Source organism: Streptomyces sp. JJ66, from assembly GCF_019303495.1.
GTDB lineage: Bacteria > Actinomycetota > Actinomycetes > Streptomycetales > Streptomycetaceae > Streptomyces.
Genome location: NZ_JAEVFI010000027.1, coordinates 53,930 through 77,178, shown reverse-complemented (window position 1 = coordinate 77,178; position 23,249 = coordinate 53,930). Strand labels below are relative to the sequence as shown.

Genomic DNA, 23,249 nt, shown 5'->3' with positions numbered 1-23,249 from the left:
ATCGGCGGGAGGTAAACCGGGCCATTGTGGGCAGCGAGCCGGTTCAGCCCCGCGCCCGGCCCCCGCGGCTACCGGTCATGGCGCGGACGACGGCCTTGGCCACCCGGTCCGACTCGCGCGCGATCTCCCGCAGCGGCCCGCTCGCCGGCTGCGCGTACCCCGCGAAGAACAGGCCGGGCGCGGCCGGACGCCGCCCGGCCTGCTGCGGCACCCCCCGGCCGTCCAGCACGCCGAGGTGGCCCACCAGCTCCTCCAGCCCGCGCCGGTATCCGGTCGCCGCGATCACCACCTGCGGCGAGAGGATCGTTCCGTCCGCCAGGTGCACCTTGTCGCCGTCGAAGGACTCCACGGCCGCCACCGGCGCCACCTGCCCCCTGCGCACCCGCCGCACCAGCCCGGCGTCGTACACCGGGGCGGAACCGGCCCGCGCCCGGCGGTGCAGCCCCGGCGCGGGGCGCGGCAGCCCGTACGCGGCCAGATCCCGCACCGTGACCCGGCTGGCCAGCGCCGCCGCCCGGTCGGCCACCGGCAGCGGCAGTCGCCGGGTCAGGATCGCGGTGCTCTGCGCCGACCAGCCCAGCGTCGAGCGGCGCAGGAGCTGCGGAGGGGTGCGCACGGCGAGCTGGACGCGGGCGGCGCCGCCGTCGGCGAGGTCGCAGGCGATCTCCGCGCCGCTGTTCCCGGCGCCCACCACGAGCACGTCGAGCCCGGCGTACGGCGCGGCGTCGCGGTATCGCGCGGAGTGCAGCAGTTCGCCGGTGAAGCCGTCCTGGCCCGGCCACTCGGGCAGGTGCGGGGTGCGGCACCAGCCGGTCGCCACGACGACGGCGGGCGCGTACAGCCGTCGGCCGCCGTTCCCGTGCAGCAGCCACCGGGGCTCTTTGGCGCCGCGAGCCCCGGCCGCTCCGCCGCCCTCGCTGTCACCGCCGTTTTCACCGCCGCTGTCACCGCCGCCGCCACCGGCGTCCGGCAGCGGCTCGACGCGGCTGACCGACACCCCGGCGGCGATCTCCAGCCGGTGTTCCTCGGCGTACCGCTCCAGGTAGCTGACCATGGCGTCACGTGAGGGCCAGCGCCCGGCCGCGCGGGGTATGGACAGGCCCGGGAGCCCGGACCGGCGGCGGGTGGTGTGCAGCCGCAGCCGGTCGTAGTGGCCGCGCCAGGCACCGCCCGCGCCGGACGACTGCTCCAGGATGACGCTCCGTTGGCCGCGCGCGGACAGGGCGGCGGCGACGGCCAGACCCGTGGGGCCTGCACCGACTATGTGGACAGGCGTCGACTCGTGCGCGGGCGTGGGCATGGCGACGAGCTTAGCGGCGGGCGGACCACCCGTGTGGCCCACCCGGCGAAGACCGCCCGCCCGTGGCCGACTTCGACAGAAACATTCCGTTTCGCGCCGTCTTCCGGGCGAGTTACCGGGTTGTTTGGGCCAGGGAGCACGTCAACGAGTCGGTTTGCGGCCGGTGACGGCGAGGTGGACCAGTAGGGTCAGCGTCGGCTTGATGTCCGCCTGCTTCGCGCCCCAGGCGGTGAAGCCCTGTCGGTGCCCGGCCACGCCGGTGAGCAGCGTCACCAGGGACCCGGCCACGGCCGCCGGGTTGACGTCCTGATCGACGCGGCCCTTGGCCTGCTGCTCCTTCACCGCGTCGGTGAGCATGCCGCTGACCGGTGTGAGCAGCTTGGTACGCAGCTTGGCGAAACGTTTATCCCCTTCCGCCGCCGCGAGGTCCACCACGCGCAGGATGGCGTCGTGCTTGCGCCAGAAGGCCAGAAAGCCCTCGACCAGCTCCTCGGCGGTCTGCGCCCCGGCCTTGCCCGTCCACGACCGGTCCGCCACGCGCTCGGTGAGCTGGCCGCCCTCCTTGGCCATGGTGTCGGCCAGCTCCAGCACGGCGCCCTCGACGTCGGGAAAGTACTGGTAGAACGTCGCTGGCGAGGTGCCCGCCTTGCGCGCGACATCGATGACCTTGACGTCGCGGTAGGGCGACGAGCTGAGCATGTCGCTGAGGCAGTCGAGCAGCTTCTGACGCGTCGCCTGCCCACGCCGTCCGGCCACCCGGCCGTCAACAGTTCGAACTGTTCCTGTCATGTCGTCAGCTTACCGACGGTCGAATGACCCGCATCCGGCCAGGGGGCAAACGGGTACCGCACCGCGACCCTACGGTAACCGGGCCGGTCGCGTCCCCCGTACGGACCGCCTGGGGAAGTGCGGACCCGTTGATCGGTGGGAAAATGCGGTGAACCTCAAATTCCCGGCTGTACCGGGAGGAAGGGGCCCGTCCCATGGCGGCACCGACCGACAGGCCGACCGGCGCGCCCGTGGCGGCCCACGCCGAGGGAGCGCCCTGCTGGGCGGACGCCATGGTCCCCGACCTGGCCGCCGCCCAGCGCTTCTACGGCGAACTCTTCGGCTGGACCTTCGGCACCCCGGCCGGGGCCGCCCCCGGCTCCTACAGCCCGGCCCACCTCGGTGGGCGCCAGGCGGCGGCCCTGACGCAGAAGACCGACGGCCGCATGCCCACGGTGTGGACGGTCTACCTGGCCACCCCGGACGCCGAGGCCACCGCCGAGCGGGTGCGGGCGGCCGGCGGCCAGGTGATCAGCGAGCCGCGTGCCGTCGGCGCGGGCCCGGCCGGGGTCATGGCCGTCGCCGCCGATCCCGGCGGCGCGGTGTTCGGCCTGTGGGAGCCCACGGTGCACCACGGCTTCGAGGTACGCGCCGAACCCGGCGCGTACGTGTGGACGGACCTGTACACCCGGCACCCGCGCGAGGTGGACGCCTTCTACCCGGAGGTCTTCGGCTACCAGGAGCTTGCGCAGGAGCAACTGCGGGAGCGGAACGCGGCCCGGCCGGACGCGGCGGAGGCGGGGGACACCGGCGGTGCGGAGGCGGGGGACACCGGCGGTGCGGAAGCCGGGGCCGCGGCACCCGAGATGGTGGTGTGGACGCCGCGCGGGGCGGCCGTGGACGAGGAGCACGCCGTCCTCGCCCGCTGCCTCATCGAGGCGGACGCCCCGGCCGCGCTGCCCGCCTACTTCCTCCCCTACTTCGCCGTGCGCGACGTGGACGCCGCCGTGGAGACGGCCCGGCGGCTGGGCGGACGCGTCACGCGGGAGGCCGAAACCGGCCCGTACGGCCGCTGGGCGGTGCTCGCCGACAACCAGGGCGCCACCTTCGCCGTCCTCGACCTGTCCGAGGCCAAGCCGCCGTCCGTGCGGCCCCCGCCGCCGGACGGGCGGTAGTCAGTCCGGGCGCGGGGCGGTCGCGGCTCCCGGCCCGGCCTCGCTCGTGGGAGGTTTGTGGGGGAGTGGGGCAGACACGACCGAAGCGCCCCCGGGTTCGCCTCCGGCGCCGTCGGCAGGAACAATCGCACGGGGACCGCTGACACCGGGCAGCGGTGCGAAGCTGCGGGGCGGGTACGACGTGGGGCCCCACGGGGAGGTGAGAGGGCATGGTGGATCAGCTGACCCAGCACGATCCGCGCCGGATCGGTCCGTTCGAGGTGCTCGGGCGGCTCGGCGCGGGCGGCATGGGGCTGGTGTACCTGGCCCGGTCCGCCTCCGGTCGCCGGGTGGCGATCAAGACCGTGCGCACCGAGCTGGCCGAGGACCAGCTGTTCCGGGTGCGCTTCACCCGCGAGGTGGAGGCGGCCCGCGCGGTCAGCGGTTTCTACACCGCCGCCGTCGTGGACGCCGACCCGCGTGCCCCGATCCCGTGGCTGGCCACCGCCTACGTGCCCGCGCCGTCGCTGGAGGAGATCGTCACCGAGTGCGGTCCGCTGCCGACGCAGGCGGTGCGGTGGCTGGCGGCCGGGATCGCGGAGGCGTTGCAGTCCATCCACGGCGCGGGGCTGGTGCACCGGGACCTCAAGCCGTCGAACGTGCTCGTCGTCGAGGACGGGCCGCGGGTCATCGACTTCGGTATCGCCTCCGGCGTCTCCACCACCCGGCTGACCATGACGAACGTCGCCGTCGGCACCCCGGCGTACATGTCGCCGGAGCAGGCGAAGGACTCGCGCAGCGTGACGGGTGCCAGCGACGTCTTCTCGCTCGGCTCGACGCTCGTCTACGCCGCCACCGGCCACGCGCCCTTCCACGGCGCCAACCCGGTGGAGACGGTGTTCATGCTGCTGCGCGAGGGCCCGGATCTGGCCGGTTTGCCCAAGGAGCTGCCGCCGCTGATCGAGGCGTGTATGCACATGGAGGCCGAGCGGCGCCCCACGCCCGCCGACCTCCAGGCGCAGCTCGCGCCGCACCTGTTCTCCTCCGGCGGCGACGACAGCGGCACGGCCTCCGCCTGGCTGCCGGCCGGCGCGGTGGAGCTGATCGAGCGCAAGCGCGGCGGACGCAACCGGCCAGTGCGCCGCCCGGGCGGACCCGGTGGCTCTGGGCACGCGGGCTCCGGGCACGCGGGTCCCGGGCATGCCGGACCCGGCCACTCGGGTCCGGGGCACTCGGGTCCGGGGCACTCGGGTCCGGGGCACTCGGGTCCGGGGCACTCGGGTCCCGGCCACTCGGGTCCGGGGCACGCGTCCGGGGCGCGGCCGCCGGGGGCGCCGCCCGCTCCGGCCGGGCAGCCCGCCGCCGTCCCCGGGCCGCCGTCGCACGCGCCAGCCCCGCCGCCGTTGCCCGCACCGGTCGCGGTGGGCACCTCCGGCGCTCCGTCCGCCTCGGTGGACGCCGCACCCGTGCATCTGCCCGGCGCTCCGGCTCCCCTCGGCGCGGGACCGCTGCGTGCCGACGTCCGCCGGGGTCCGGCCCCGGTTCCGGGCGCCGAGTGGGTCCGTCCGCCGACGGGTGCCCCTGCCGTGTCCCCCGCGCCCGCGTCCCCCGTGCCCCCGGTCGCGACTCCGGCGCCCGGGCGGTGGCGACCGTGGCGGTTCCGGATGTCCAACGACGTCTGGGGCACGCCGGTTGTCGCCGAGGGCCTGCTCTACGTCACGTCCTTCGAGGTGCACGCGCTGGACACCACCACCGGCCGGCGCCGGTTCAAGACGCGCGACGTCGCCTGGTCGATGGCCGTGGCGGACGGCGGCGTACACGCGTCCGACGGGCCCAGCCTGTTCGCCCTCGACGCGCGCGACGGCACCGAGCGCTGGAAGCTCGCCGTCGATGGCTGGGTGTACGCCCTGCGCGCGGCGGACGGTGTGGTCCTCACCGCCACCCGGGGCGGGGCGGTGCAGTCCTGGTCGGCGTCCGGCGGTGAACGCCTGTGGGAACTCACCGGCGCCCAGAGTGACTTCGAGACGCCGGACGCCGCGCCCGTGCTGCACGGCGGCACCGTCTACCTGTGGGCCGACGGCCGCCTCTACGCGCTGGACGCCCGCAGCGGCGACGAGCGCTGGACGTACCCGGTGGGCGATGCCTCCGCCACCGGCGGCGTCCCGATCCGCCTGCTGCCCGCCCCCGACGGGGTGCTGTACGTCTGCGCGGGCACGCGCATCCTCGCGCTGGACGCGGCCACCGGCACCGAACGCTGGCGCTTCCACGGCCCCGATCCGTTCCTGAGCCCGCCCGCCTTCGCCCCGGGCGCGGCCGTCGCGGGCGGCGGGGTGTACGTCGCCGACTACCGTGGCGTGGTGTACGCGCTCGATCCGGCCACCGGCCACGACCGCTGGCGCATCCCGACGCAGGCGCGCACCACCACCGCCCCGGTGGCCGTCGCCGACGGTCTGGTGCACGTCCCCAGCGGCAGCGCGCTCTACACCATCGACGCCGTGCCCGGCACCGGGCGCTGGCGCTTCGAGGCCCAGGGTGACCTCGTCGGAACCCCCGTCGCGGTGGACGGCCGGGTCCACTTCGGCTCCACCGACCAGTCGCTCTACACGCTCGACGCGGTCGGCGGCCAACTGCGGTGGAAACTGGCCACGGAGGGCGAGATCACCGGCTCACCGCTCGTCTCCGGCGGTGTCGTCTACGCCTGCAGCAAGGACCGCTGCGTCTACGCCCTCGACGCCGAACACGGCACCCGCCTCCCCGCCTGACGCGGCGACCACGCGGCCGCGAGCCCCCCGCCCGGGGTCCCGAACACGCCAGCGCCCCGCCACGACCTGCGTGGCGGGGCGCTGGCGTGTTCGCGGCACCGCGGCTTACATGATGTGGCCGTCACCCATCGGTGCGCTGTAGGTGTGGCCATCGGCCAGCGGCGTGACGTAGGTGTGGCCATCGGCCAGCGGCGTGACGTAGGTGTGGCCGTCGCCCGCCACGGGGCTGTAGGTGTGGCCATCGCCCAGGTGGGGCGCCAGCACGGCAGCCACCGCACCGGCGGCCACGGCCGAGGTGGCGAGCAGTTTCCTGGCCCGGGTCATGAAATCCTCCCCTTGTTCGGACGTACTTGCGAGTAGGACGTTAGCCCGCAGACTGCGCCAATGGTGTGGATAGCCTCAAGTTGGCTGATATTGAGCGCAGAACTGCTGGCCGACGCGTGCGGGGCCGACAACGACGACTCCCCTCCCAGCCGTCGTGGTCGGCCCCTGTTCCACCGGGACAGTGGTCAGTTGGCGGGCTCGCCCGTGGTGTGACCGTCCTGCTTACGCGGTTCTCCCGTGGTGTGCCCGTCCCGCGCGGGGGCGGGCTCCCCGGTGGGGTGGCCCTCGCTCAAGGGCTTGACGGCGATGGTGCGCTTGCCCTGTTCTGCCATGGCTTTCTCACTTTCCCCGTTGCCGTTGCCTCAGCTCGTCCGGCGACTCCCCTGCCAGTCGCCGGGCGAGCTGACCCCCATCGAACCGTCATCCGCGTGAGGCGACGACTCGATGTTCTGAGCATGCCGAAAGGCAATAAACGAACGATGAACGGGTTACCCGATCGCGTTTCAGGCCACGGCCGGCGTGCCCAGCAGGGCGCGGACCTCCTCGGCCTCCGCGGCGCCGCGCTCCTCGAAGACGCGCAGCGCCTCCTCCAGGCAGGCACGGGCGCGGTCGGACTGGCCCAGACCCCGCAACGCCCGTCCGAGGCTGACCAGTACCTGGCTGCGGCGCCAGTCGCCGCCCATACCGCGAAGACGGGTGAGTGCCTGCTCCGCCAGCGCCGCCGCCCGGGTGTACGCGTGGACCGTGAGGTGCACCTCGGCCGTCCGGAACAGGGTCATGCCCTCCCACAACGGCAGCCGTTCCGCGCGGAAGACCTCCAGGGCCCGGCCCAGATGCGTCAGCGCCTCCTCGGTGCGCCCCGCCTTGGCGAGGGCGATGCCCAGGGCGTACAGCGAGTTCGCGATGCGGCGGCCCGCTCCGCACTCCTCGTAGATGCTGAGTGCCTGCCGGGCCAGCTGAACGGCCGAAACATAGCGCTCGGTGTTGCCGTGCACCCGGGAGAGGTTGCTCAGCGCGCTGGCCTCGCCGGGCATGTTGCCGTCGCGCCGGAACTCCGCCACGGCCTCCTCCAGGCACGCCTCAGCCTCGTCGTACCGTGCGCTGAGGAAGCCCAGGATGCCGCGCTCGTTCGCCAGTTGACCGGCTGCGAGCGGGTCTTCGGTCCTCTTGGCGACGCGCAGGCCCTCCCGGGCGTGGTCCCACCCCTCCTGGAAGGCCCCGTGCACCGTGTTGGCGATGGTCAGGATGGTGTGTGCCCGTGCCTCACTGAGGGCATCTCCCGCCTCCTGCGCGACGGCGAGCAGTTTCTCGCCCGCTTGCACCGTCTGCCGCGAGTAGACCCCGGATTCCGGAAGATCCCGCGTGACGAGCAGCAGTTCGACCGAGCGGCGCACGGTCGTGGGGCCGGACAGGGACCGGGCCGTCGAGAACAGGCAGTCGGCCTCGCGGAAGAGCCAGTCCACGGCGGCCGCCCGGTCGGGGAAGGTGAGGCCGGGGTGGGTGGTGGGGGTGAGGTGGGCCGGGACGCGGTCACCGGGGCGGCCGAGGCGGTAGACCTCGGTGGCGGTGGCGAGGTAGAAGTCCAGCAGGCGGGAGAGCGCGGCCTCGCCTTCGCCCGCCTGGTGCTCGCGGTCCGCGCAGGCACGCGCGTAGAGCCGCAGCAGGTCGTGGTAGCGGTACCGGCCCGGCGCGGCCGACTCCAGCAGGCTGGTGTCCACCAACGACTCCAGCAGCTCTTCCGTGGTGTCCACGTCGCGGTCCAGCATCGCGGCGGCGGCGGCGAGCGAGATGTCGGGGCCGTCGGCCAGGCCCACCAGCCGGAAGGCGCGGGCCTGTTCGGCGTCGAGCTGGCCGTAGCCGAGTTCGAACGTGGCCTCCACCGCCAGGTCGCCGGCCTGGAGTTCGTCCAGCCGGCGGCGTTCGTCGCCCAGCTTGCGGGCCAGCACCGCGACCGTCCAGGTGCGGCGGGCGGCCAGCCGGGCGGCGGCGATGCGCAGGGCCAGCGGCAGGAAGCCGCACGCGGCGACGACGTCCATGGCCGCCTCCCGTTCGGCGCCCACCCGTTCGGCGCCGACGATGCGGGTGAACAGGGTCATCGCCTCGTCGGGGCTCATCACGTCGAGGTCGATCAGGTGCGCCCCCGCCAGGTCCATCATGCGCGCGCGGGAGGTGATGAGCGCGGCGCTGCCCTCGGTGCCCGGCAGCAGCGGCCGCACCTGCGCGGCGTCGCGGGCGTTGTCCAGCAGCGCCAGGACGCGCCGCCCGGACAGCAGCGAGCGGTACAGCGCGGCGCGTTCGTCCAGGCCGTCGGGGATCGCGGTGTCCGGGGTGCCGAGCGCGCGCAGGAAGGCGCCGAGCACGGCCTGCGGGTCGGCGGGGCTGGCACTGGCGCCCTGGAGATCCACGTACAGCTGCCCGTCGGGGAAGTGCTCGCGCGCGGTGTGGGCGACGTGGATGGCCAGGGTCGTCTTGCCGACGCCGCCGATCCCGGCCACTGCTGAGACCGCCATGACGCAGCCCTCCGCCGTGGCGAGCTGGGCGCTGAGCTCGGTGACGAACGCGGTGCGCCCGGTGAAGTCAGGGACGGTGGCGGGCAGTTGGTGTGGGCGGACGAAGGACGGCTCGGATGTGGCCTCGGCGGGCGCGGACAGGGAGTCGTCGGCACGCAGGATGCGCTGCTGGAGCTCGGAGAGTTCCGGACGCGGGTCCACACCCAGCTCGTCGGCCAGCAGGCGGCGGGTGTCGGCGTAGACGGCCAGCGCCTCGCCCTGGCGGCCGCTGCGGTACAGCGCCAGCATCAGCAGCTCGCGCAGCCGCTCCCGCAGGGGATGCGCGGCGGTGAGCGCCGTCAGCTCGGAGACGGCCTCGCTGTGGCAGCCGGTCTCCAGGTCCAGGTCCAGCCGGTGTTCCAGCAGCGTCAGGCGCCACTCCTCCAGCCGGGTGCGCTGGGTCGCGGCGTACGGGCCGGGGACGTGGGCCAGGGTCTCCCCGTCCCACAGGGCGAGCGCCTCGCTGTACAGGGCGCGGGCGCGCGGGCGGTCACCGGCGTGCGCGGCCTTCTCCGCGTCGGCGGCCAGGCGGGCGGCCTCGTCGGCGTCCAGCAGCGCGGCCGGGCCGGTGCGGATGGCGTACCCGCCCGACTCGGTGACCAGCGTCTGCGCCCCGAGCACCTTGCGCAGCCGCGAGGCGTACGTGCGCAACGCGGCGAGCGCCTGCTGCGGCGGCTCCTCGCCCCACATGCCGTCCATCAGCTCCGGCGCGGTCGCGGTGTGTCCGCCGCGCAGCAACAGCGCGGCGAGCAGTGCCTTCTGCTGCGGCGAGCCGGTGTTCAGCGCCTCTCCGTCGCGCCAGGCCCGCATCGGGCCCAACACCGCGAAGCGCAGCCCCGTGCCCGGGTCGGCGACCATGAGTGCCCCCCCTCGTATTCCGGGTGTTCCCGTCGTGCGGTGCCGCGTTTCCACAGTCTGCCCTCTCCCTGCCGGAATGGGCAGTTCCCCCTGTGCGCTATGGCTTGGTCTCACCCCTCACCGCCCGCGCCCCGGGCTTACCTGGCACCGGCCAACTGAGCGAAGCTACAGGACTTCGCGCCCGCGCGCCGCCCCGTCCACCACCGCCGGTTGGCCGAAACATCCACTGCTGCCCGCCCCACGCCGCACGGTGTCCCGCTGCGCGGTGGCGCTCGCGGGCGGCTGGGGCGGGGCAGGGGCTCAGCCGCCCCGCTGCCCGCCCGGCGGGGGCAGGTACCCGCACGCGGCCAGGTAGCGCAGGTAGTGGTCGATGAGGGCGGCGTCGGTGGGGGGACACGCGAGCCCGGCGAGGTCACGCACGGCGTTGTCGCGGCGCAGGGCGGGGAACGTGCCGTGCAGGTACATCTCCTTGACCGACAGTTCCCAGGCCGAGCGGCACCGGTCCACGCACAGGGAGACGAAGGGCGCCGTCGGGCTGGTGGGGTGGCGTCCGGCGTACCGCACCAGGTGCTCGACCCACTGGGCGTACGGCACCGTGCGCACCGTCCAGCCCGCCGCGCGCATGCGGTCCAGCACGTCGCGCAGCACGGCGGGGCGCGGGTTGGTGAGGTGGTAAGTGCGCCCGTCGGCCCGGTGGCTGGTGGCGAGGGTGACGACGGCGTCGGCCACGTAATCGACGGGTACGAAGTCCATCGGCAGCGCGATGTCGGGCGCGAGCGTGGTGTCCGCGACGACGCGCAGCAGGGAACAGATCGCCGTCTCGGTGTTGCAGACGCCGGTGCTCTGGTCGCCCATCACCTCGTACGGGCGGTGAACGGTCACCGGAAGCCCGGCGTGCGCGGCGTGCCGCAGCAGCCGTTCGGCGACCCACTTGCTCTCCGCGTACCCCATGCTCAGCGCCTCGGGGTGGCTGAGCGGCGCGTCCTCGGCCGCGCAGGTCACGCCCGCGACGCCGGACCCGGCCAGCACCGCCACCGTGGACAGGAAGTGCACCGGGACGCGGCGGGGCGCGGCCAGGCGCAGCAGTTCCCGCGTGCCGCCGACGTTGGCGTCCCGCAGCGCGCGGTAGGGGTACAGGAAGTTGACCCGCGCGCCGGAGTGGAGCACCAGGTCCACCGTGCCGGCGAGGTCCGCCCAGTGCGGCGGGCGCAGGCCGAGCCGGGGGGCGGCGAGGTCGGCGGGGAAGCACCGCACGCGGTCGGCGACGCCGTCGGTGCGCAGGCCGTACCGGGTGAGGTTCGCCCGCACCCGGCGCAGCGCCTGCCCGGCGTCGCGGGCACGGACCGGGCAGTGCACGCGCGCGCCGGTGTGCCGCAGCAGCCGGTCCAGCAGGTAGGCGCCGACGAACCCGGTGGCGCCGGTGAGCAGTACCTCGCGCGGGGCGGGCCAGGCGGGCGCTGGTCCGCGCGGGGGCGGCGGGGTGAACCCGAGGCGGGCTTCGGCCTCGTAGTCAACGGCGTCCCCGCGTTCCCCGGCGCCGCCCCGTTCCCCGGCGACACCCGGAGCCCCGGCGCCGCTGCCGTCCCCGGCGTCCCCGGCGTCCCCGCGTTCCCCGGCGTCCCCCGGAGCCGCGCCGACGCCCGCGCCCGCGACACCGCTGCCCGAGTCGCCCGCGCCGTCCCGCAGTTGCCGTACCGCCGTTGTGTAGCCCGCCAGCGTGCGGTCGTCGAGCAGGGCGCGGACGAGGCGGCTGCCGTGCGCGGCGTCGAGGTCCAGCGCGTCGAGCGTGCGGGCGACGACCTCGGCGGCCCGCAGCGAGTCGCCGCCGAGCGCGAAGAAGTCGTCGCCGGGCGCCGGTTCGGCCCGCAACGCGGTGCGCCAGACGGCGGCGAGCGTGGGCAGCAGTCCGGCGGCCCGCGCCCGGGGCACACCGGCCGCGTCCGCATCCGGTGTCGGCGCGCGCGGTCCCGGTGCGCGCGGTTTTGACGTGGCGGCCCACCTCCGTAGCCGGTGCTCGTCCACCGTGCCGCGTTCGGTCACCGGGAACGCGGGCACCGAGTGCAGCACGCCGGGCCGGGACTGGGCGGGCAGCCACTCGGCGAGCCGCGTGCGCACCCGTTCGACGGGTACCGGCCCGGCGTCCGCCCGCACCGGCGTGACGAAGGCGGCGAGCGTGCCCGCGTCCGCGTCGTACAGCACCACCGCCTCACCGACCTCCGGACACGCCCGCAACCGTGCCTCGACCTCGGCGAGTTCCACGCGCAGCCCGCGCACCTTCACCTGGCGGTCGGTGCGCCCGTGGTACTCCAGTGCGCCGTCGGGCCGCCACCTGGCGAGGTCCCCGGTGCGGTACAGCCGCTCACCGGTCCCGGCCACGGTGCCAAAGCGCGCGGCGGTCAGGTCCGGGTCGCCGACGTAGCCGAGTGCCAGCCCGTCCCCGCCGACGTACAGCTCCCCGACCTCCCCGACGCCGGCGGGCGTGCCGTCGGTACCCAGCACGTGACAGGTCGAGTTGGCCAGCGGACGGCCGATGGGCAGCGGCGTGTCGCGGTTGCCCGGGGCCAGCACGTGCACGGTGGAGACCACGGAGTTCTCCGTCGGCCCGTACAGGTTGCACACCGTGGTGCCGGGGCAGGCGGCGGTGACGGCGGCGGCCAGGGCCGGGTCCAGCACCTCGCCGCCCGCGGAGGCGTACCGCAGCCGGTGCAGCGCGCCGGGCCGGGTGCGCGCGACGAGGTGGAAGACGCTGGTGGTGAGGTAGGCGTGGGTGATCCCGGCGTCCGCGATGCGGCCCTCCAGCGCGGCTGGCGACAGCAGTTCCGCGCGGTCCACGAGGACCAGGCGGGCGCCGGTGAGCAGCGCGGACCAGATCTCGATGGTGGAGGCGTCGGCGGACAGCTCGTACGCGTGCAGCACGGCGTCCCCGGGCCCCGGAGCCCCCAGCCGCGGGTCGGAGCGGACGAGCCGCACAATGCCCCGGTGCGTCACCGCGACGGGCTTGGGGCGTCCCGTCGTGCCGGAGGTGAAGACGATCTGCGCACAGCCTCCGGCGTCCGCGTCGGCCTCCCGCACCCCGATTCCCGTGCTGCGCACCTCGGCGCCCGGCCAGGGGCCGGTTCCGGGCACCAGGCCGCCGTCCGCGAGGTCCAGCCGCACGGTGGGGCGGCGTACGGTGCAGGCGCCGCCGGGGAGGACGACGGCGGCGTCCACCCCCGCGTCCTCGGCCATGGCCCCAAGCCGCCCAGGCGGCTGGCTGGCGTCCAGCGGTACGCAGACGCCGCCCGCGCGCAGCACCCCGGCCAGCGCGACCAGCGCTTCCAGCGAGCGGGTGCCGCACACGCCGACGGCCCGGCCCGGACGCACCCCGGCCGTGCGCAGCCGCGCGGCCAGTGCGGCCGAACGAGCGGACAGCTCGCCGTAGGTGAGCCTGCGGGGCCCCTGCTCGGCCGCCACGGCGTCGGGCAGGGCGTGCGCGATGCGCTCGAACAGGTGGTGCAGGCAGCTCGTGCGCGGGTAGTCGGTCGCGGTGTCGTTCCACGCGGCGGGCACGGAATGGCCCGCGTCGAGCAAGGGGTTCATGGGTGTTCCCGGTGCGTGCGGGTGAGCTGAGGTCGTGCGGGGTTAGCTGAACTCCTGCGCGAACGCGGCGAAGTCAGCGGAGCGCCAGTGCTCCGGGCGCATGCGCAGGGTGATGTCGTCGGTGAGCTGGCTGGCGGTGGCGGCGAGGTAGCCCCCGGCGGTCTCCGGGGGCAGGTAGCGGTGGGCCAGCGCGGCCCGGGCCTCGGCGTCCAGCGGGTCCCGCACCTCCACGACCGGTCCCTCCACGCTGACGTAGCGGTAGGGCGGCGCCTCGGTCTGGACGCACAGGCTGAACCGCCCGGCGGCCAGCACGCAGCGCGCCTTCAGCGACGAGCGGCCCGTCTGCACCACGACGTCGCCACCGGGTTCGTAGGCGTACCAGACCGGGGCGAGCAGCGGCCCGTCCGCCCCCCGGCGCACGTCCCGCACACCCAGTACGCCGACGTGCACCCCCGAGAGGAACGCCGCACGCTGCTCCCGCGCCATCGCGGGCAGCCCAGACGCGGAATCCCCGGGCACGGCTTCGGACGTGACCCCGGGGGTCTCCCCGGGCGTGCCCTGAGGCAGGTCACCGGGTGGAGGTTCAGACAGCGGCGGCGTGACCACGGCGGTGCTCCTCTCAACTCCGCACCGGACGGGCGACGGAGGAAGAATTACCGGATACGGTACCGATTTTCACCGTTTCGGGCTATACCCTGACGCAGGGGACGGCCACAGCCACCACGGCCACTTCCACGGCGGCGGATGGAGGACCGCAGGTGAACGCATCTACAGCACCCACTACTTCACCCGGCGACGCCCCGGTCACCGAGTACGACGTCATCGTCGCCGGCGGTGGCCCGGCTGGAGCCACGCTCGCCACCCTCGTCGCGCGGCAGGGCCACCGCGTGCTGCTGCTGGAGAAAGAGGAGTTCCCGCGCTACCAGATCGGGGAGTCCCTGCTGCCCGCCACCGTGCACGGCATCGCGGCGCTGCTCGGAGTCGCCGACGAGATCCGGGACGCCGGGTTCACCGTCAAGCGCGGCGGCACCTTCCGCTGGGGCACGGCCCCCGAACCGTGGACGTTCACCTTCGACGAGTCACCCGAGCTGGCCGGTCCGGCGCCGTACGCCTACCAGGTCGAGCGCATGCGGTTCGATCAGATCCTGCTGGACAACGCGCGGCGGCACGGGGTAGAGGTCCGCGAGCGGCACGCCGCGCTGGACGTGCTGCGCGAGGAGCCCGGCGGCCGCGTGTGCGGGCTGCGGTACGCCGACGCCGACGGGCGCGCCCGCCAGGCCCGCGCCCGCTACGTCGTGGACGCGTCCGGCCACCGCAGCCGCCTGCACCAGCACACCGGCGGGCGCCGGGTGTACTCGGAGTTCTTCCAGAACCTCGCCTTGTTCGGCTACTTCACCGGCGGCCACCGCCTGCCCGCTCCCCACACCGGCAACATCCTGTGCGCCGCCTTCGACGATGGCTGGTTCTGGTACATCCCGCTCACCGCCGACCTCACCAGCGTCGGCGCCGTCGTCCGCCGCGACGCCGCCCACGCCGTACAGGGTGCGCCCGACCGGGCGTTGCGCCGCCTCATCGACCGGTGCCCGCTGGTCCGTTCCTACCTGGCCGGTGCCGAACGCGTCACCGAAGGCCCCTACGGCCGGGTGCGGGTGCGCAAGGACTACTCCTACTGCGACACCGCCTTCTGGACGCCCGGCCTGGTGCTCGTCGGCGACGCCGCCTGCTTCGTGGACCCGGTGTTCTCCTCCGGCGTCCACCTCGCCACCTACTCCGGCCTGCTGGCGGCCCGCTCGGTCAACAGCGTCCTGGCGGGCACGGTGGGCCAGGAGCGGGCGTTCGCCGAGTTCGAGGCCCGGTACCGGCGCGAGTACGGCCTGTTCTACGCGTTCCTGGCCGCCTTCTACGACATGCACCGCGACCGCGACTCCTACTTCTGGGAGGCCCGCAAGGTCGCCCGCTGCGGCGCGAGCGAACTGGAGGCGTTCGTCGCGCTCGTCGGCGGCGTCGCGTCCGGCGAACCCTCCCTCGCCCACCCCACCGCCGTCGGCGCCCAGGTCACCCGCACCTCGCGCGCGCTGCTGCGGGCCACGGCGCCCGACGTCCCCGACGCCCACCGGGTCGCGCACGCCCCGGACTCCGACGACATGCTGCTGAGCACCTGGGAACAGGGCGTCGCGCTCGAACGCGGCACCGCGCCCGGCGCCCACTTCGGCGAAGCCGCACCCCTGCTCCCGGGTGGCCTGCTCGCCACCCCCGACGGCGTCCACTGGACGGAGCCGTAACAGCCCCCAGCCGAAGCCACCGGATGCGTCGATACCGGTATCGCCCGGGTCCGCTGGCCTGAGCTGTGCTAAATTCGCACAAGTGGAGATCGGAGTGCGCATCGCGGAAGCCCGCGTGGAATGCGGGGTCACTCAGGCCCAGCTAGCCGCGGCCATTGGCATGGACCGAACAGCCCTGGCGAAGATCGAGTCGGGTAGCCGCCGGGTGGGCGCTGTGGAGCTTGTGGCCATCGCGCGTGAGCTGGGGCGGCGAGTGGAATGGTTCGTTGACGAGGCTCCACCCGCGCTCGCTTCTTACCGTGGAGCCCACGAGGGAGTGGCCGTACAGGCCATCGACACCATGCTCGACTCCCTGGTGCGCGACTGCGAGTTCGTCAGCTCACGCTGCCCCCATCTGGTGGAGGGCCAACCGGAACCGGTGCCGCACCCAGCCACCATGGAGGCGGCGGAGGAATTGGCCGTCACTGCGCGGCGTCTCCTGGGCTTGGAACCAGAACAGCCCGCACATGACCTCTCCCGGTTGTCCGCAGGTGTGGGGCTGCTGGTCTTCGCCATGGATCTCGGCGAGGGCGCGGACGCTGCGACAGTGCTACTGGAGCGCGGCGGCGTCGCGCTCATCAACGGCCACTGGCGGGTCGGGCGACGGCGCCTCGCTGCCGCTCACGAGCTGGGGCACTATCTCATCGCCGACGAGTTCTCCCTGGACTGGCGAGTTGCCGCTACCGAAGCCCAGGGAATCGAGGCCACGCTGGACCGTTTCGCGCGCGCCCTGCTCATGCCTGGCGATGACCTGAGGGACCGCTGGGAGGGTTGGCTCGCTACCCCGGATGAGACGTGGCGGGACGCCGCAGTGCGCGCTGCCAGTCACTACGGAGCGGACATGGCGACGCTGGCCCGCAGGCTCCTGGAGGTCGGTCTCGTCTCCAGAGGCCGGGCGGACGGTATTCGCGGCGTCACCACGAAGCAGGCCGACATCGTGGAGAAGAACCTCGTCGTCCGGGATGAACTGGCCCCGGTTTCTCTCCCCCGCCCCTACGAGCAGGCGGTACTGCGGCTTTACCGCCGTGAAGTGATCACCGCGGACCGAGCCCTGGACCTGCTTCGCGACACTTTTGACCAGGATTCCCTTCCTGACCTGCCTCCGGCGGAGGAGAGGGAAATCAGGGAAGTGACGTCGTGACGGAGACGCCGACCGCCGATGTACTGGACACCGGACCGCTCAGTCACTTCGCGCGTGCGCAGTGGCTGGCGTCCTCAGGACTGTGCTGGCAGATCACCGGGTCCACGGGCGGGAGCCCTCAGGCCCAGTGGAGAGCCACCCCCCGGGTCACTCCTCCGCGCTGGGGCGGCGTTCGGCTGGGGGGATGCGGGGGGCCAGGGCGTCTTCGGTGAGGGACGGGGCCGACAGGGACGAGGTGCGGTAGGCGGTGCGGCCGACGATCTGGCTCGTCACCGGGATCGTCAGGAGCTGGAAGAGGGCGACGAGGGCGAGGGGGGCGGCGTAGCGGAACGGAGCCTGCAGGGCGGCGCCGAGGAGGATGAGCAGCAGGCCGAGGGTCTGGGCCTTGGCCGCGGCGTGCAGGCGGCACACGGCGTCGGGGAAACGGAGCAAGCCGAGGGCGGCGAGCAGGCAGAACAGGGCGCCGGTGAGGAGGAGCACGGCGGAGATGACGTCCAGCACGGTACTCACCGCATGCCCTCGCGTTCCTCCACCAGGTGCGCGGCGGTGACGGAGCCGACGAAGGCGAGCAGCGCGACGGCCAGCAGGACGGGGACGCCCGCGCCGTCCTCGCGCACGGCCACGCCGACGGCGATCCCGGCCGCGAGCAGGGTGACCAGCACGTCCAGGGTGACGATGCGGTCCAGCACGCCCGGGCCACGGACCAGACGGATGGTGGTGAGCAGCGCGGCGATGCCCAGCAGGGCGAAGGTGAGGGCGTAGACGACGGTCAAGACGGCTCCTTCCGGTGCGGGGGCGGCTGCGCGCCGCCGTGGCCGGGCAGCGGGGGACTGTCGCTTCCGGGCGGCCCGGAGCCGCCGTCCCCGGGCGGCTGTGGGCCGCCGCCCCCGGGCGGTTGCGGGCCGCTGTCCGCGTCCGGTGGCGTGGTCCGGCCGAGGGCGGCGATCAGCCGCGCCTCGCCGCTTCGCAGGCGCTGGCGTTCGGCTTCGGCGTCCGCCGGTCCCGTCACCGGCAGCACGTGGACGTACAGCAGGCGCCGCTCGCGGTCGATCTCCAGCACGAGGCTGCCCGGGGTCATGGTGGTGAGCAGGGAGGTCGCGGTGACGAGCAGGTCGGTGTCGGCGGTGAGCGGCATCTCGACGACCGCCGCCCGCACCCGCGGCCCGTGCCGGACGGCGGCCCAGGCGATGGCGACGGCGGAGGCGACGATGTCCCACAGCACAGCGGCGGCCAGGCGCAGCAGCCGCAGCGGGCGCACCGAGACCTGCGGGCTCACCTCGGGCAGCCGGAACGCGGCGACGACGCCGACGGACACCAGCAGGCCGCCGGTGACGACGACGGCGGTCGGCGGCGACCACAGCAGCACCCACAGCAGCCACAGCCACAGCACCGACGGCAGTCGTCCCAGCAGCTGGCGCGTGCGGGGGCGGGGGCGGGGTGAGGGGCGGGTCACGGCGCACCCCCGCCCAGCACCGCGTCACGGTAGGTGTCGAGGCGGACCAGACCGGCGGCCGCGCGTTCGCTGAGGTCGGACAGGGGACCGGCGCCGAGCGCGAGCAGCACGCCGGTCGCCGCCATGCCGAGGGTCGCGGCGACGGCGAGGCGGGGCGTGCCCAGGCGGCGGCCGAGCGGCACCTTGGGCGGGCCGGGGGGCGCGAACGCACCGCGCCACACGCGCACCATGGCGTACAGGGTCAGCAGGCTGGTGACGAGCGCGGCGGCGGCGAGCAGGTAGGCGGCGGTGCCGCCGTGCGCGACGGCTGCCCGCAGCAGGGCGAACTTGGCGATGAACCCGGAGAACGGCGGGACCCCGGCCAGGCTGAGCGCGCCGAGCAGGAACAGCACACCGGTCGCCGCGGGGAGGGGGCGTTCGCGTTCGCCGCGTTCCATGCGCGACAGCTCCGGCGTCCCGGCGGCGTCCACCACCAGCCCGGCGACGAGGAACAGGGTGGCCTGCACGGTGATGTGGTGGACGATGTAGAGGATCGTGCCGGTGAGCCCGGCGACGTCGAACAGCGCGAGCCCGAACACCATGAAGCCGACGTGGCTGACGAGGGTGAAGGACAGCAGCCGGTTGATGTCGTCCTGGGCGATGGCGCCGAGGATGCCCAGCAGCATGGTGGCCACCGCGAGCGCCGCGCCGACCCACCAGGTGTCGTCGCGCGGGAAGAGCAGCGTCTGGGTGCGCACCATGGCGTAGATGCCGACCTTGGTCAGCAGCGCGGCGAAGACGGCGGTGATGGGCGCGGGCGCGCTCGGGTAGCTGTCGGGGAGCCAGAAGTGCAGCGGGACGACGGCGGCCTTGATGCCGAAGACCACGAGCAGCAGCAGGCTCAGCGCGGTGCGCAGCCCGGGTTCGAGCCGGGGCACCTGATCGGCGAGGTCGGCGAGGTTGACGGTGCCGGTGGCCGCGTACACCAGGCCGATGGCGGTCAGGAACAGCAGTGAGGACGTCAGGCTCGTCATGACGTACGTCATCCCGGCCCGTACCCGTGGCTCACCGGCGTTGAGCGTGATGAGCACGTAGGACGCGGCGAGCAGCATCTCGAAGGCGACGAAGAGATTGAACAGGTCGCCGGAGAGGAAGGCCAGCGCGATGCCCGCGACGAGCACGAGGTAGGCCGGGTGGAACGGGATGGCGAGCGCGCCGCTGCGGTCGGCGCTGTCCTGGCCGACGGCGAACAGGAGCACCGCGAGCGCGACGAGTACGGCGATGGCCAGCAGCATCGCGGCCAGCAGGTCGGCGACGAGCACGATGCCCAGCGGCGGCGCCCACTCCCCGGCCCGTACCACCACCGGGCCGTCGCGTTCGACCACGACCAGCAGGGCGATCGCGTCGGCCAGGACGAGGGTGAGCACCGCGCCGGTCAGCACGCGTTGCCTCGTGCTGTGCGGGGCGACGACCAGGGACAGCCCGGCCGCCAGCACGGGCAGCAGCACCGGCAGCCCCACCAGGGCCAGCACCAGGCCCGACGTCACGGTCATCGGGCGTCTCCTTCGTCCGGCCGGGGCTCCCGTCGGGGCCCCGGCCGGGGCGCGGGCCGGGGCTCCAGCGGGGCGGGTTCGACGTCGGCGCGCTCGCTGACGTCGCCGATGCGCCGGTCCTCCGGGTCGTCCTGCACCTCGTCGTGCCCGGACAGCCGCCAGGAGCGGTAGGCCAGCGCGAGCAGGAACGTGGTGACGCCGAAGGTGATGACGATCGCGGTGAGCGCCATCGCCTGCGGCAGCGGGTCGGCGTACCGCTCGACGTCGCCGGACGCGTCCTTCACCACCGGTGTCCTGCCCGGCGGCCCGCCCGCGACGAGCAGCAGCAGGTTCGCGCCGTGCCCGAGCACGATGAACCCCAGCAGCGTCCGCATGAGGGACCGCTGGAGCAGCAGGTAGACGCCGACGGCGAACAGCACGCCGACGACGATCGCCATGGTGGCGTCCAGACTCCTCACCGCGTGCCCCCTTCCCCGGCTTCCCCGGCTTCCCCGGCTTCCCCGGTCTCCCCGGCTCCCCCGGAGGACGCCCGCAGCGGGGTACCGGTCGCCGCCAGCAGCTTGAGGATGACGCCGACGACGAGTACGTAGATCCCGATGTCGAAGAACAGGCTGGTGGACCCCTTGACCGTGCCCAGCAGCGGCACGTGCCACTCCCACAGCGCGCTGGTCAGCGGCGGCGCGCCGAACGCCAGCGGCAGCGCGGCCGACGTCCCGGCGAGGGCGAGCCCGCCGCCCGCGAGGTGTCCGGGCGCCAGCGGCACGGCCAGGCCCAGGTCGGCCGTGCCGCCCACCAGGTAGCGCAGGATGAGCGCCTGACCGGCCACCAGCCCGCCCGCGAAGCCGCCACCGGGCCGGTAGTGGCCGGAGAACAGCAGGAACAGCGACAGCACGACGATGGAGGGGAACAACAGCCGGGTGACGACCTCCAGCAGCACCGAGCGCTCGGCGCCCGGACGCTGCCCGGCGCCCGGCAGCCACCGCTCGCGCGGTTCGTCCCAGCGCGCGGCGGTCTGCGGGGTGCCGCGAGCCGGCCTGGCGCGTTGTCGCGTGCCGCGTTCCCGCGTGCCGCGTTCCCGCGTGCCGCGTTCCCGCGTGCCGCGTTCCCGTGGCGGGCGCTCCGCTCCGGCGGCCGGGGTGGACGACGCGGCCGGTTCCTCCTCGCCCGGCCAGAACCGCACCAGGCTCCCCACGCCGATCGCGGTGACCAGCAGCACGGAGATCTCGCCGAGCGTGTCCAGCGCGCGGAAGTCCACGAGGATCGCGTTGACGACGTTCTCGCCGCCGGTCTCCGCCACCCGCCGCAGGTAGCCCGTGGACGGCCCCGAGGTCTGCCGCGCCTGCGTGGCGACCAGCGCGAACCCGGCGACGAACACGCCCACGGCCACCGCCACGCTCACCCGCACCCAGCGCCCGGTCCGGGCCTGCCCGGCCGGGGTGAAGCGCGGCGGCATGCGGCGCAGCACGAGGACCACGACGACGAGCGTGAGGGACTCCACCAGGAACTGGGTCAGCGCCAGGTCCGGCGCGCCCTGGAGCGCGAACAGGCCCGCGACGCCGTAGCCCACGGCGCCGGTGACCAGGACGGCCGTCAGCCGGTGCCGCAGGAACGTTACGGCGAGGGCGGCCGTCAGCACCGCCACCGCCAACGGCACCTCCATCGGCGTCCACCAGGCCCGCACCGCGTCCAGCGGCGGCAGCGCGGCCAGCAGCCCGGCCGTCGGCAACAGCACGACGGTGGTCAGGGTGACCGTCAGGTAGAGCGGCAGCGAACCGGCCTGCGTGCCCCGGGTGACGGCGACCGCGCTCGTGTAGAGGGCGATGAGCGTGCGCCGGTACCCCTCCTCGGCGTCCGGCAGGCGCGGCAGCCGCCCCAGCACCCGCGTCAGCGTCCCGCGCGCGGCGTGCAGGGCGAGGCCGAGCACGACGATGAGCGCGGCGAGCCCCAGCGCGAGCGTCCACCCGTGCCACAGCGCCGCGTGGTACGGCTTGCCGGACGCCACCGGGTACACCTCGGCGTAGGCGGCGCCCACCGCGTCCGGAACGCCGTAGGCCACCCCGGCGGCCAGACCCAGCACCGCGAGCACCGCGCCCGGGGCGACGAACCCGGCCGCCGGGCGCTGAACCGGCGTCGGCCCGGCGGCGTCCGGCTTGCGGGCGAACGCGCCCCACACTGCGCGCGCGGTGTAGGTGACGGTGAGCACCGAGCCGCCGAACACCGCCGCCAGCGCCCAGAAGTGGCCACCGACGGGGCTGTGCAGATACGCCTCCAGCGCGCCGTCCTGCGCCAGGAAACCCAGCAGCGGCGGCAGCTTCGCCATCGACGCCGCCGCCAGCACCGCGACCCCGCACAGCACGGGCAGCGCGGCGCCCACCCCGGACAGCTCGCGCACATCCCGCGTCCCGGCCTGATGATCCAGGACGCCGACGACCATGAACAGGCTCGCCTTGAACAGCGCGTGCGCCAGCAACAGCAGCACCCCGGCGAGCGCGGCCGTGCGCGTCCCGGTCCCCAGCAGCGCGATCATCAGACCCAGCTCGCTGATGGTGCCGTACGCCAGCAACCGCTTCAGATCACTCTCACGCAGCGCCTGCCACGCACCCACCACCAGCGCGTAGAGCCCCACCACCAGCACCAGCGGCCGCCACGGCGCCACCTCGGCGAAACCCGGCGCCAGCCGCGCCACCAGGTAGACGCCCGCCTTCACCATCGTCGCCGCGTGCAGGTACGCGCTGACCGGCGTCGGCGCCGCCATCGCGGCCGGCAGCCACGCGTGCAGCGGGAACTGCGCCGACTTCGTGAACGCCCCGAACAGCACCAGTACCAGCGCGACCGGCACCAGCCCGCCGCGCGGCGGATCGGCCAGCAGCTGTGAGATCCGGTACGTCCCGCCCGCCTGACCCAGCATCACCAGGCCCAGCAGCATGACCAGGCCGCCCAGAACCGTCGTCAGCAACGCCTGCTCGGCCGCCCGGCGCCGCACCCTGCCCTCCCGGCGCCCCGCGATGAGCAGGAACGACGCGACCGTCGTCAGCTCCCAGAACACGTACAGCAGGAACAGGTGGTCGGCCAGGACGAGCCCGAGCATCACGCCCGCGAACGCCACCAGCAGCCCGGACTCCCGCCCGTGCCCCGCACGGTAGTACCACGCCCCGTACGCCAGCACCGCGACGCCGATGCCCGCGACGACGCAGGTCAGCAGCAGCGACAGCGCGTCCAGCCGGAACGCCAGCTCCAGCCCCAGCGCGGGCGCCCACGCGACCGACTCCGTCACCGCCCGCCCGTCCAGCACCGCCCCGGCCCGGGCCAGCGCCCACCCCAGCGTCACCAGCGGCGGCAGCGCCGCCACCGCCCACACCGCGCGCCCGAGCCGCCGCGCGGCGACCGGCAGGAGCGCCGCACCCACCAGGTGCAGCACCACCAGGCTCAGCACGCGCTTGCCGTCCTCTCCCACCGGAAATGCCACCGAAACCTAAGCGGCCCCCGCGAGGGCCGCAGGCCACGTATT

Annotated in this window: 17 protein-coding genes; 4 read left to right on the top strand and 13 right to left on the bottom strand. The window is 74.5% G+C overall.

Features of this window, described 5'->3' with window-relative positions; genetic code table 11:
- Positions 1-43 precede the first annotated feature (43 nt).
- Both JJV70_RS18080 and JJV70_RS18075 read right to left on the bottom strand, forming a co-directional pair.
- A complete protein-coding gene (locus JJV70_RS18080; RefSeq protein ID WP_219049042.1) occupies positions 44-1,300 on the bottom strand; it encodes an NAD(P)/FAD-dependent oxidoreductase in 1,257 nt (418 codons plus the stop codon).
- 141 nt (positions 1,301-1,441) lie between these two features.
- Positions 1,442-2,089, bottom strand: a complete 648-nt coding sequence (locus JJV70_RS18075) for a TetR family transcriptional regulator (protein ID WP_219049041.1) — start codon at positions 2,087-2,089, stop codon at positions 1,442-1,444.
- A gap of 194 nt (positions 2,090-2,283) precedes the next feature.
- Between JJV70_RS18075 and JJV70_RS18070 the strand changes: the two genes are divergently transcribed.
- Together JJV70_RS18070 and JJV70_RS18065 are read left to right on the top strand one after the other, a co-directional pair.
- A complete protein-coding gene (locus tag JJV70_RS18070) occupies positions 2,284-3,243 on the top strand; it encodes a VOC family protein (RefSeq protein WP_257574155.1) in 960 nt (319 codons plus the stop codon).
- Between the two features lie 209 nt (positions 3,244-3,452).
- Positions 3,453-5,984: a serine/threonine-protein kinase gene (locus JJV70_RS18065; RefSeq protein WP_219049040.1), complete on the top strand. Its 2,532-nt coding sequence runs from the start codon at positions 3,453-3,455 to the stop codon at positions 5,982-5,984.
- 105 nt (positions 5,985-6,089) lie between these two features.
- Here JJV70_RS18065 and JJV70_RS18060 read toward each other — a convergent pair whose 3' ends face one another.
- From JJV70_RS18060 to JJV70_RS18040, 5 genes are all read right to left on the bottom strand, one after another.
- Entirely contained in the window at positions 6,090-6,308 is a 219-nt protein-coding gene (locus tag JJV70_RS18060; RefSeq protein ID WP_219049039.1) for a hypothetical protein, read from the bottom strand.
- A 185-nt stretch (positions 6,309-6,493) separates the two neighbouring features.
- A complete protein-coding gene (locus JJV70_RS18055) occupies positions 6,494-6,640 on the bottom strand; it encodes a hypothetical protein (protein ID WP_219049038.1) in 147 nt (48 codons plus the stop codon).
- A 171-nt stretch (positions 6,641-6,811) separates the two neighbouring features.
- Entirely contained in the window at positions 6,812-9,715 is a 2,904-nt protein-coding gene (locus JJV70_RS18050) for a BTAD domain-containing putative transcriptional regulator (RefSeq protein WP_219049037.1), read from the bottom strand.
- A 300-nt stretch (positions 9,716-10,015) separates the two neighbouring features.
- The gene (locus tag JJV70_RS18045; RefSeq protein ID WP_257574154.1) at positions 10,016-13,294 is read right to left on the bottom strand and encodes an amino acid adenylation domain-containing protein; all 3,279 of its coding nucleotides are present in this window, start codon (positions 13,292-13,294) and stop codon (positions 10,016-10,018) included.
- 42 nt (positions 13,295-13,336) lie between these two features.
- Positions 13,337-13,780: a pyridoxamine 5'-phosphate oxidase family protein gene (locus JJV70_RS18040; RefSeq protein WP_219049036.1), complete on the bottom strand. Its 444-nt coding sequence runs from the start codon at positions 13,778-13,780 to the stop codon at positions 13,337-13,339.
- Between the two features lie 272 nt (positions 13,781-14,052).
- Here JJV70_RS18040 and JJV70_RS18035 point away from each other — a divergent pair, with 272 nt between their 5' ends.
- Together JJV70_RS18035 and JJV70_RS18030 are read left to right on the top strand one after the other, a co-directional pair.
- The gene (locus JJV70_RS18035; protein WP_219049035.1) at positions 14,053-15,576 is read left to right on the top strand and encodes a tryptophan 7-halogenase; all 1,524 of its coding nucleotides are present in this window, start codon (positions 14,053-14,055) and stop codon (positions 15,574-15,576) included.
- An 82-nt stretch (positions 15,577-15,658) separates the two neighbouring features.
- On the top strand, positions 15,659-16,756 hold the full coding sequence (locus tag JJV70_RS18030) for a helix-turn-helix domain-containing protein (protein ID WP_219049034.1): 1,098 nt from the start codon (positions 15,659-15,661) through the stop codon (positions 16,754-16,756).
- Positions 16,757-16,903: 147 nt separating this feature from the next.
- Here JJV70_RS18030 and mnhG read toward each other — a convergent pair whose 3' ends face one another.
- Genes mnhG through JJV70_RS18000 form a run of 6 tightly spaced genes read right to left on the bottom strand, consistent with a single transcriptional unit; the run spans position 16,904 to position 23,207 of the window.
- Positions 16,904-17,266 carry a monovalent cation/H(+) antiporter subunit G gene (gene mnhG, locus JJV70_RS18025; RefSeq protein WP_219049033.1) on the bottom strand — a complete coding sequence of 121 codons (363 nt, stop codon included), beginning with the start codon at positions 17,264-17,266 and terminating at the stop codon, positions 16,904-16,906.
- A complete protein-coding gene (locus tag JJV70_RS18020; protein ID WP_219049032.1) occupies positions 17,263-17,529 on the bottom strand; it encodes a monovalent cation/H+ antiporter complex subunit F in 267 nt (88 codons plus the stop codon). The genes mnhG and JJV70_RS18020 overlap by 4 nt, the downstream gene beginning before the upstream one ends.
- Positions 17,526-18,209, bottom strand: coding sequence for a Na+/H+ antiporter subunit E (locus tag JJV70_RS18015; RefSeq protein ID WP_219049031.1), 684 nt, complete (start codon positions 18,207-18,209; stop codon positions 17,526-17,528). Before JJV70_RS18015 ends, JJV70_RS18020 begins: the two co-directional genes overlap by 4 nt.
- Complete coding sequence (locus tag JJV70_RS18010) at positions 18,206-19,741, bottom strand: proton-conducting transporter membrane subunit (protein ID WP_219049030.1); 1,536 nt, start codon at positions 19,739-19,741, stop codon at positions 18,206-18,208. The genes JJV70_RS18015 and JJV70_RS18010 overlap by 4 nt, the downstream gene beginning before the upstream one ends.
- A complete protein-coding gene (locus JJV70_RS18005) occupies positions 19,738-20,199 on the bottom strand; it encodes a Na(+)/H(+) antiporter subunit C (protein ID WP_308294887.1) in 462 nt (153 codons plus the stop codon). Before JJV70_RS18005 ends, JJV70_RS18010 begins: the two co-directional genes overlap by 4 nt.
- On the bottom strand, positions 20,196-23,207 hold the full coding sequence (locus JJV70_RS18000; RefSeq protein WP_219049029.1) for a Na+/H+ antiporter subunit A: 3,012 nt from the start codon (positions 23,205-23,207) through the stop codon (positions 20,196-20,198). Before JJV70_RS18000 ends, JJV70_RS18005 begins: the two co-directional genes overlap by 4 nt.
- Positions 23,208-23,249 lie beyond the last annotated feature (42 nt).

Bases quoted from the DNA above. Each gene is read 5' to 3' on its own strand.
- JJV70_RS18050 (WP_219049037.1), bottom strand. From the start codon at position 9,715: ATGGTCGCCGACCCGGGCACGGGGCTGCGCTTCGCGGTGTTGGGCCCG.
- JJV70_RS18075 (WP_219049041.1), bottom strand. From the start codon at position 2,089: ATGACAGGAACAGTTCGAACTGTTGACGGCCGGGTGGCCGGACGGCGT.
- JJV70_RS18065 (WP_219049040.1), top strand. From the start codon at position 3,453: ATGGTGGATCAGCTGACCCAGCACGATCCGCGCCGGATCGGTCCGTTC.
- JJV70_RS18080 (WP_219049042.1), bottom strand. From the start codon at position 1,300: ATGCCCACGCCCGCGCACGAGTCGACGCCTGTCCACATAGTCGGTGCA.
- JJV70_RS18070 (WP_257574155.1), top strand. From the start codon at position 2,284: ATGGCGGCACCGACCGACAGGCCGACCGGCGCGCCCGTGGCGGCCCAC.
- JJV70_RS18055 (WP_219049038.1), bottom strand. From the start codon at position 6,640: ATGGCAGAACAGGGCAAGCGCACCATCGCCGTCAAGCCCTTGAGCGAG.
- JJV70_RS18010 (WP_219049030.1), bottom strand. From the start codon at position 19,741: ATGACCGTGACGTCGGGCCTGGTGCTGGCCCTGGTGGGGCTGCCGGTG.
- JJV70_RS18060 (WP_219049039.1), bottom strand. From the start codon at position 6,308: ATGACCCGGGCCAGGAAACTGCTCGCCACCTCGGCCGTGGCCGCCGGT.
- JJV70_RS18040 (WP_219049036.1), bottom strand. From the start codon at position 13,780: ATGGCGCGGGAGCAGCGTGCGGCGTTCCTCTCGGGGGTGCACGTCGGC.
- JJV70_RS18045 (WP_257574154.1), bottom strand. From the start codon at position 13,294: ATGAACCCCTTGCTCGACGCGGGCCATTCCGTGCCCGCCGCGTGGAAC.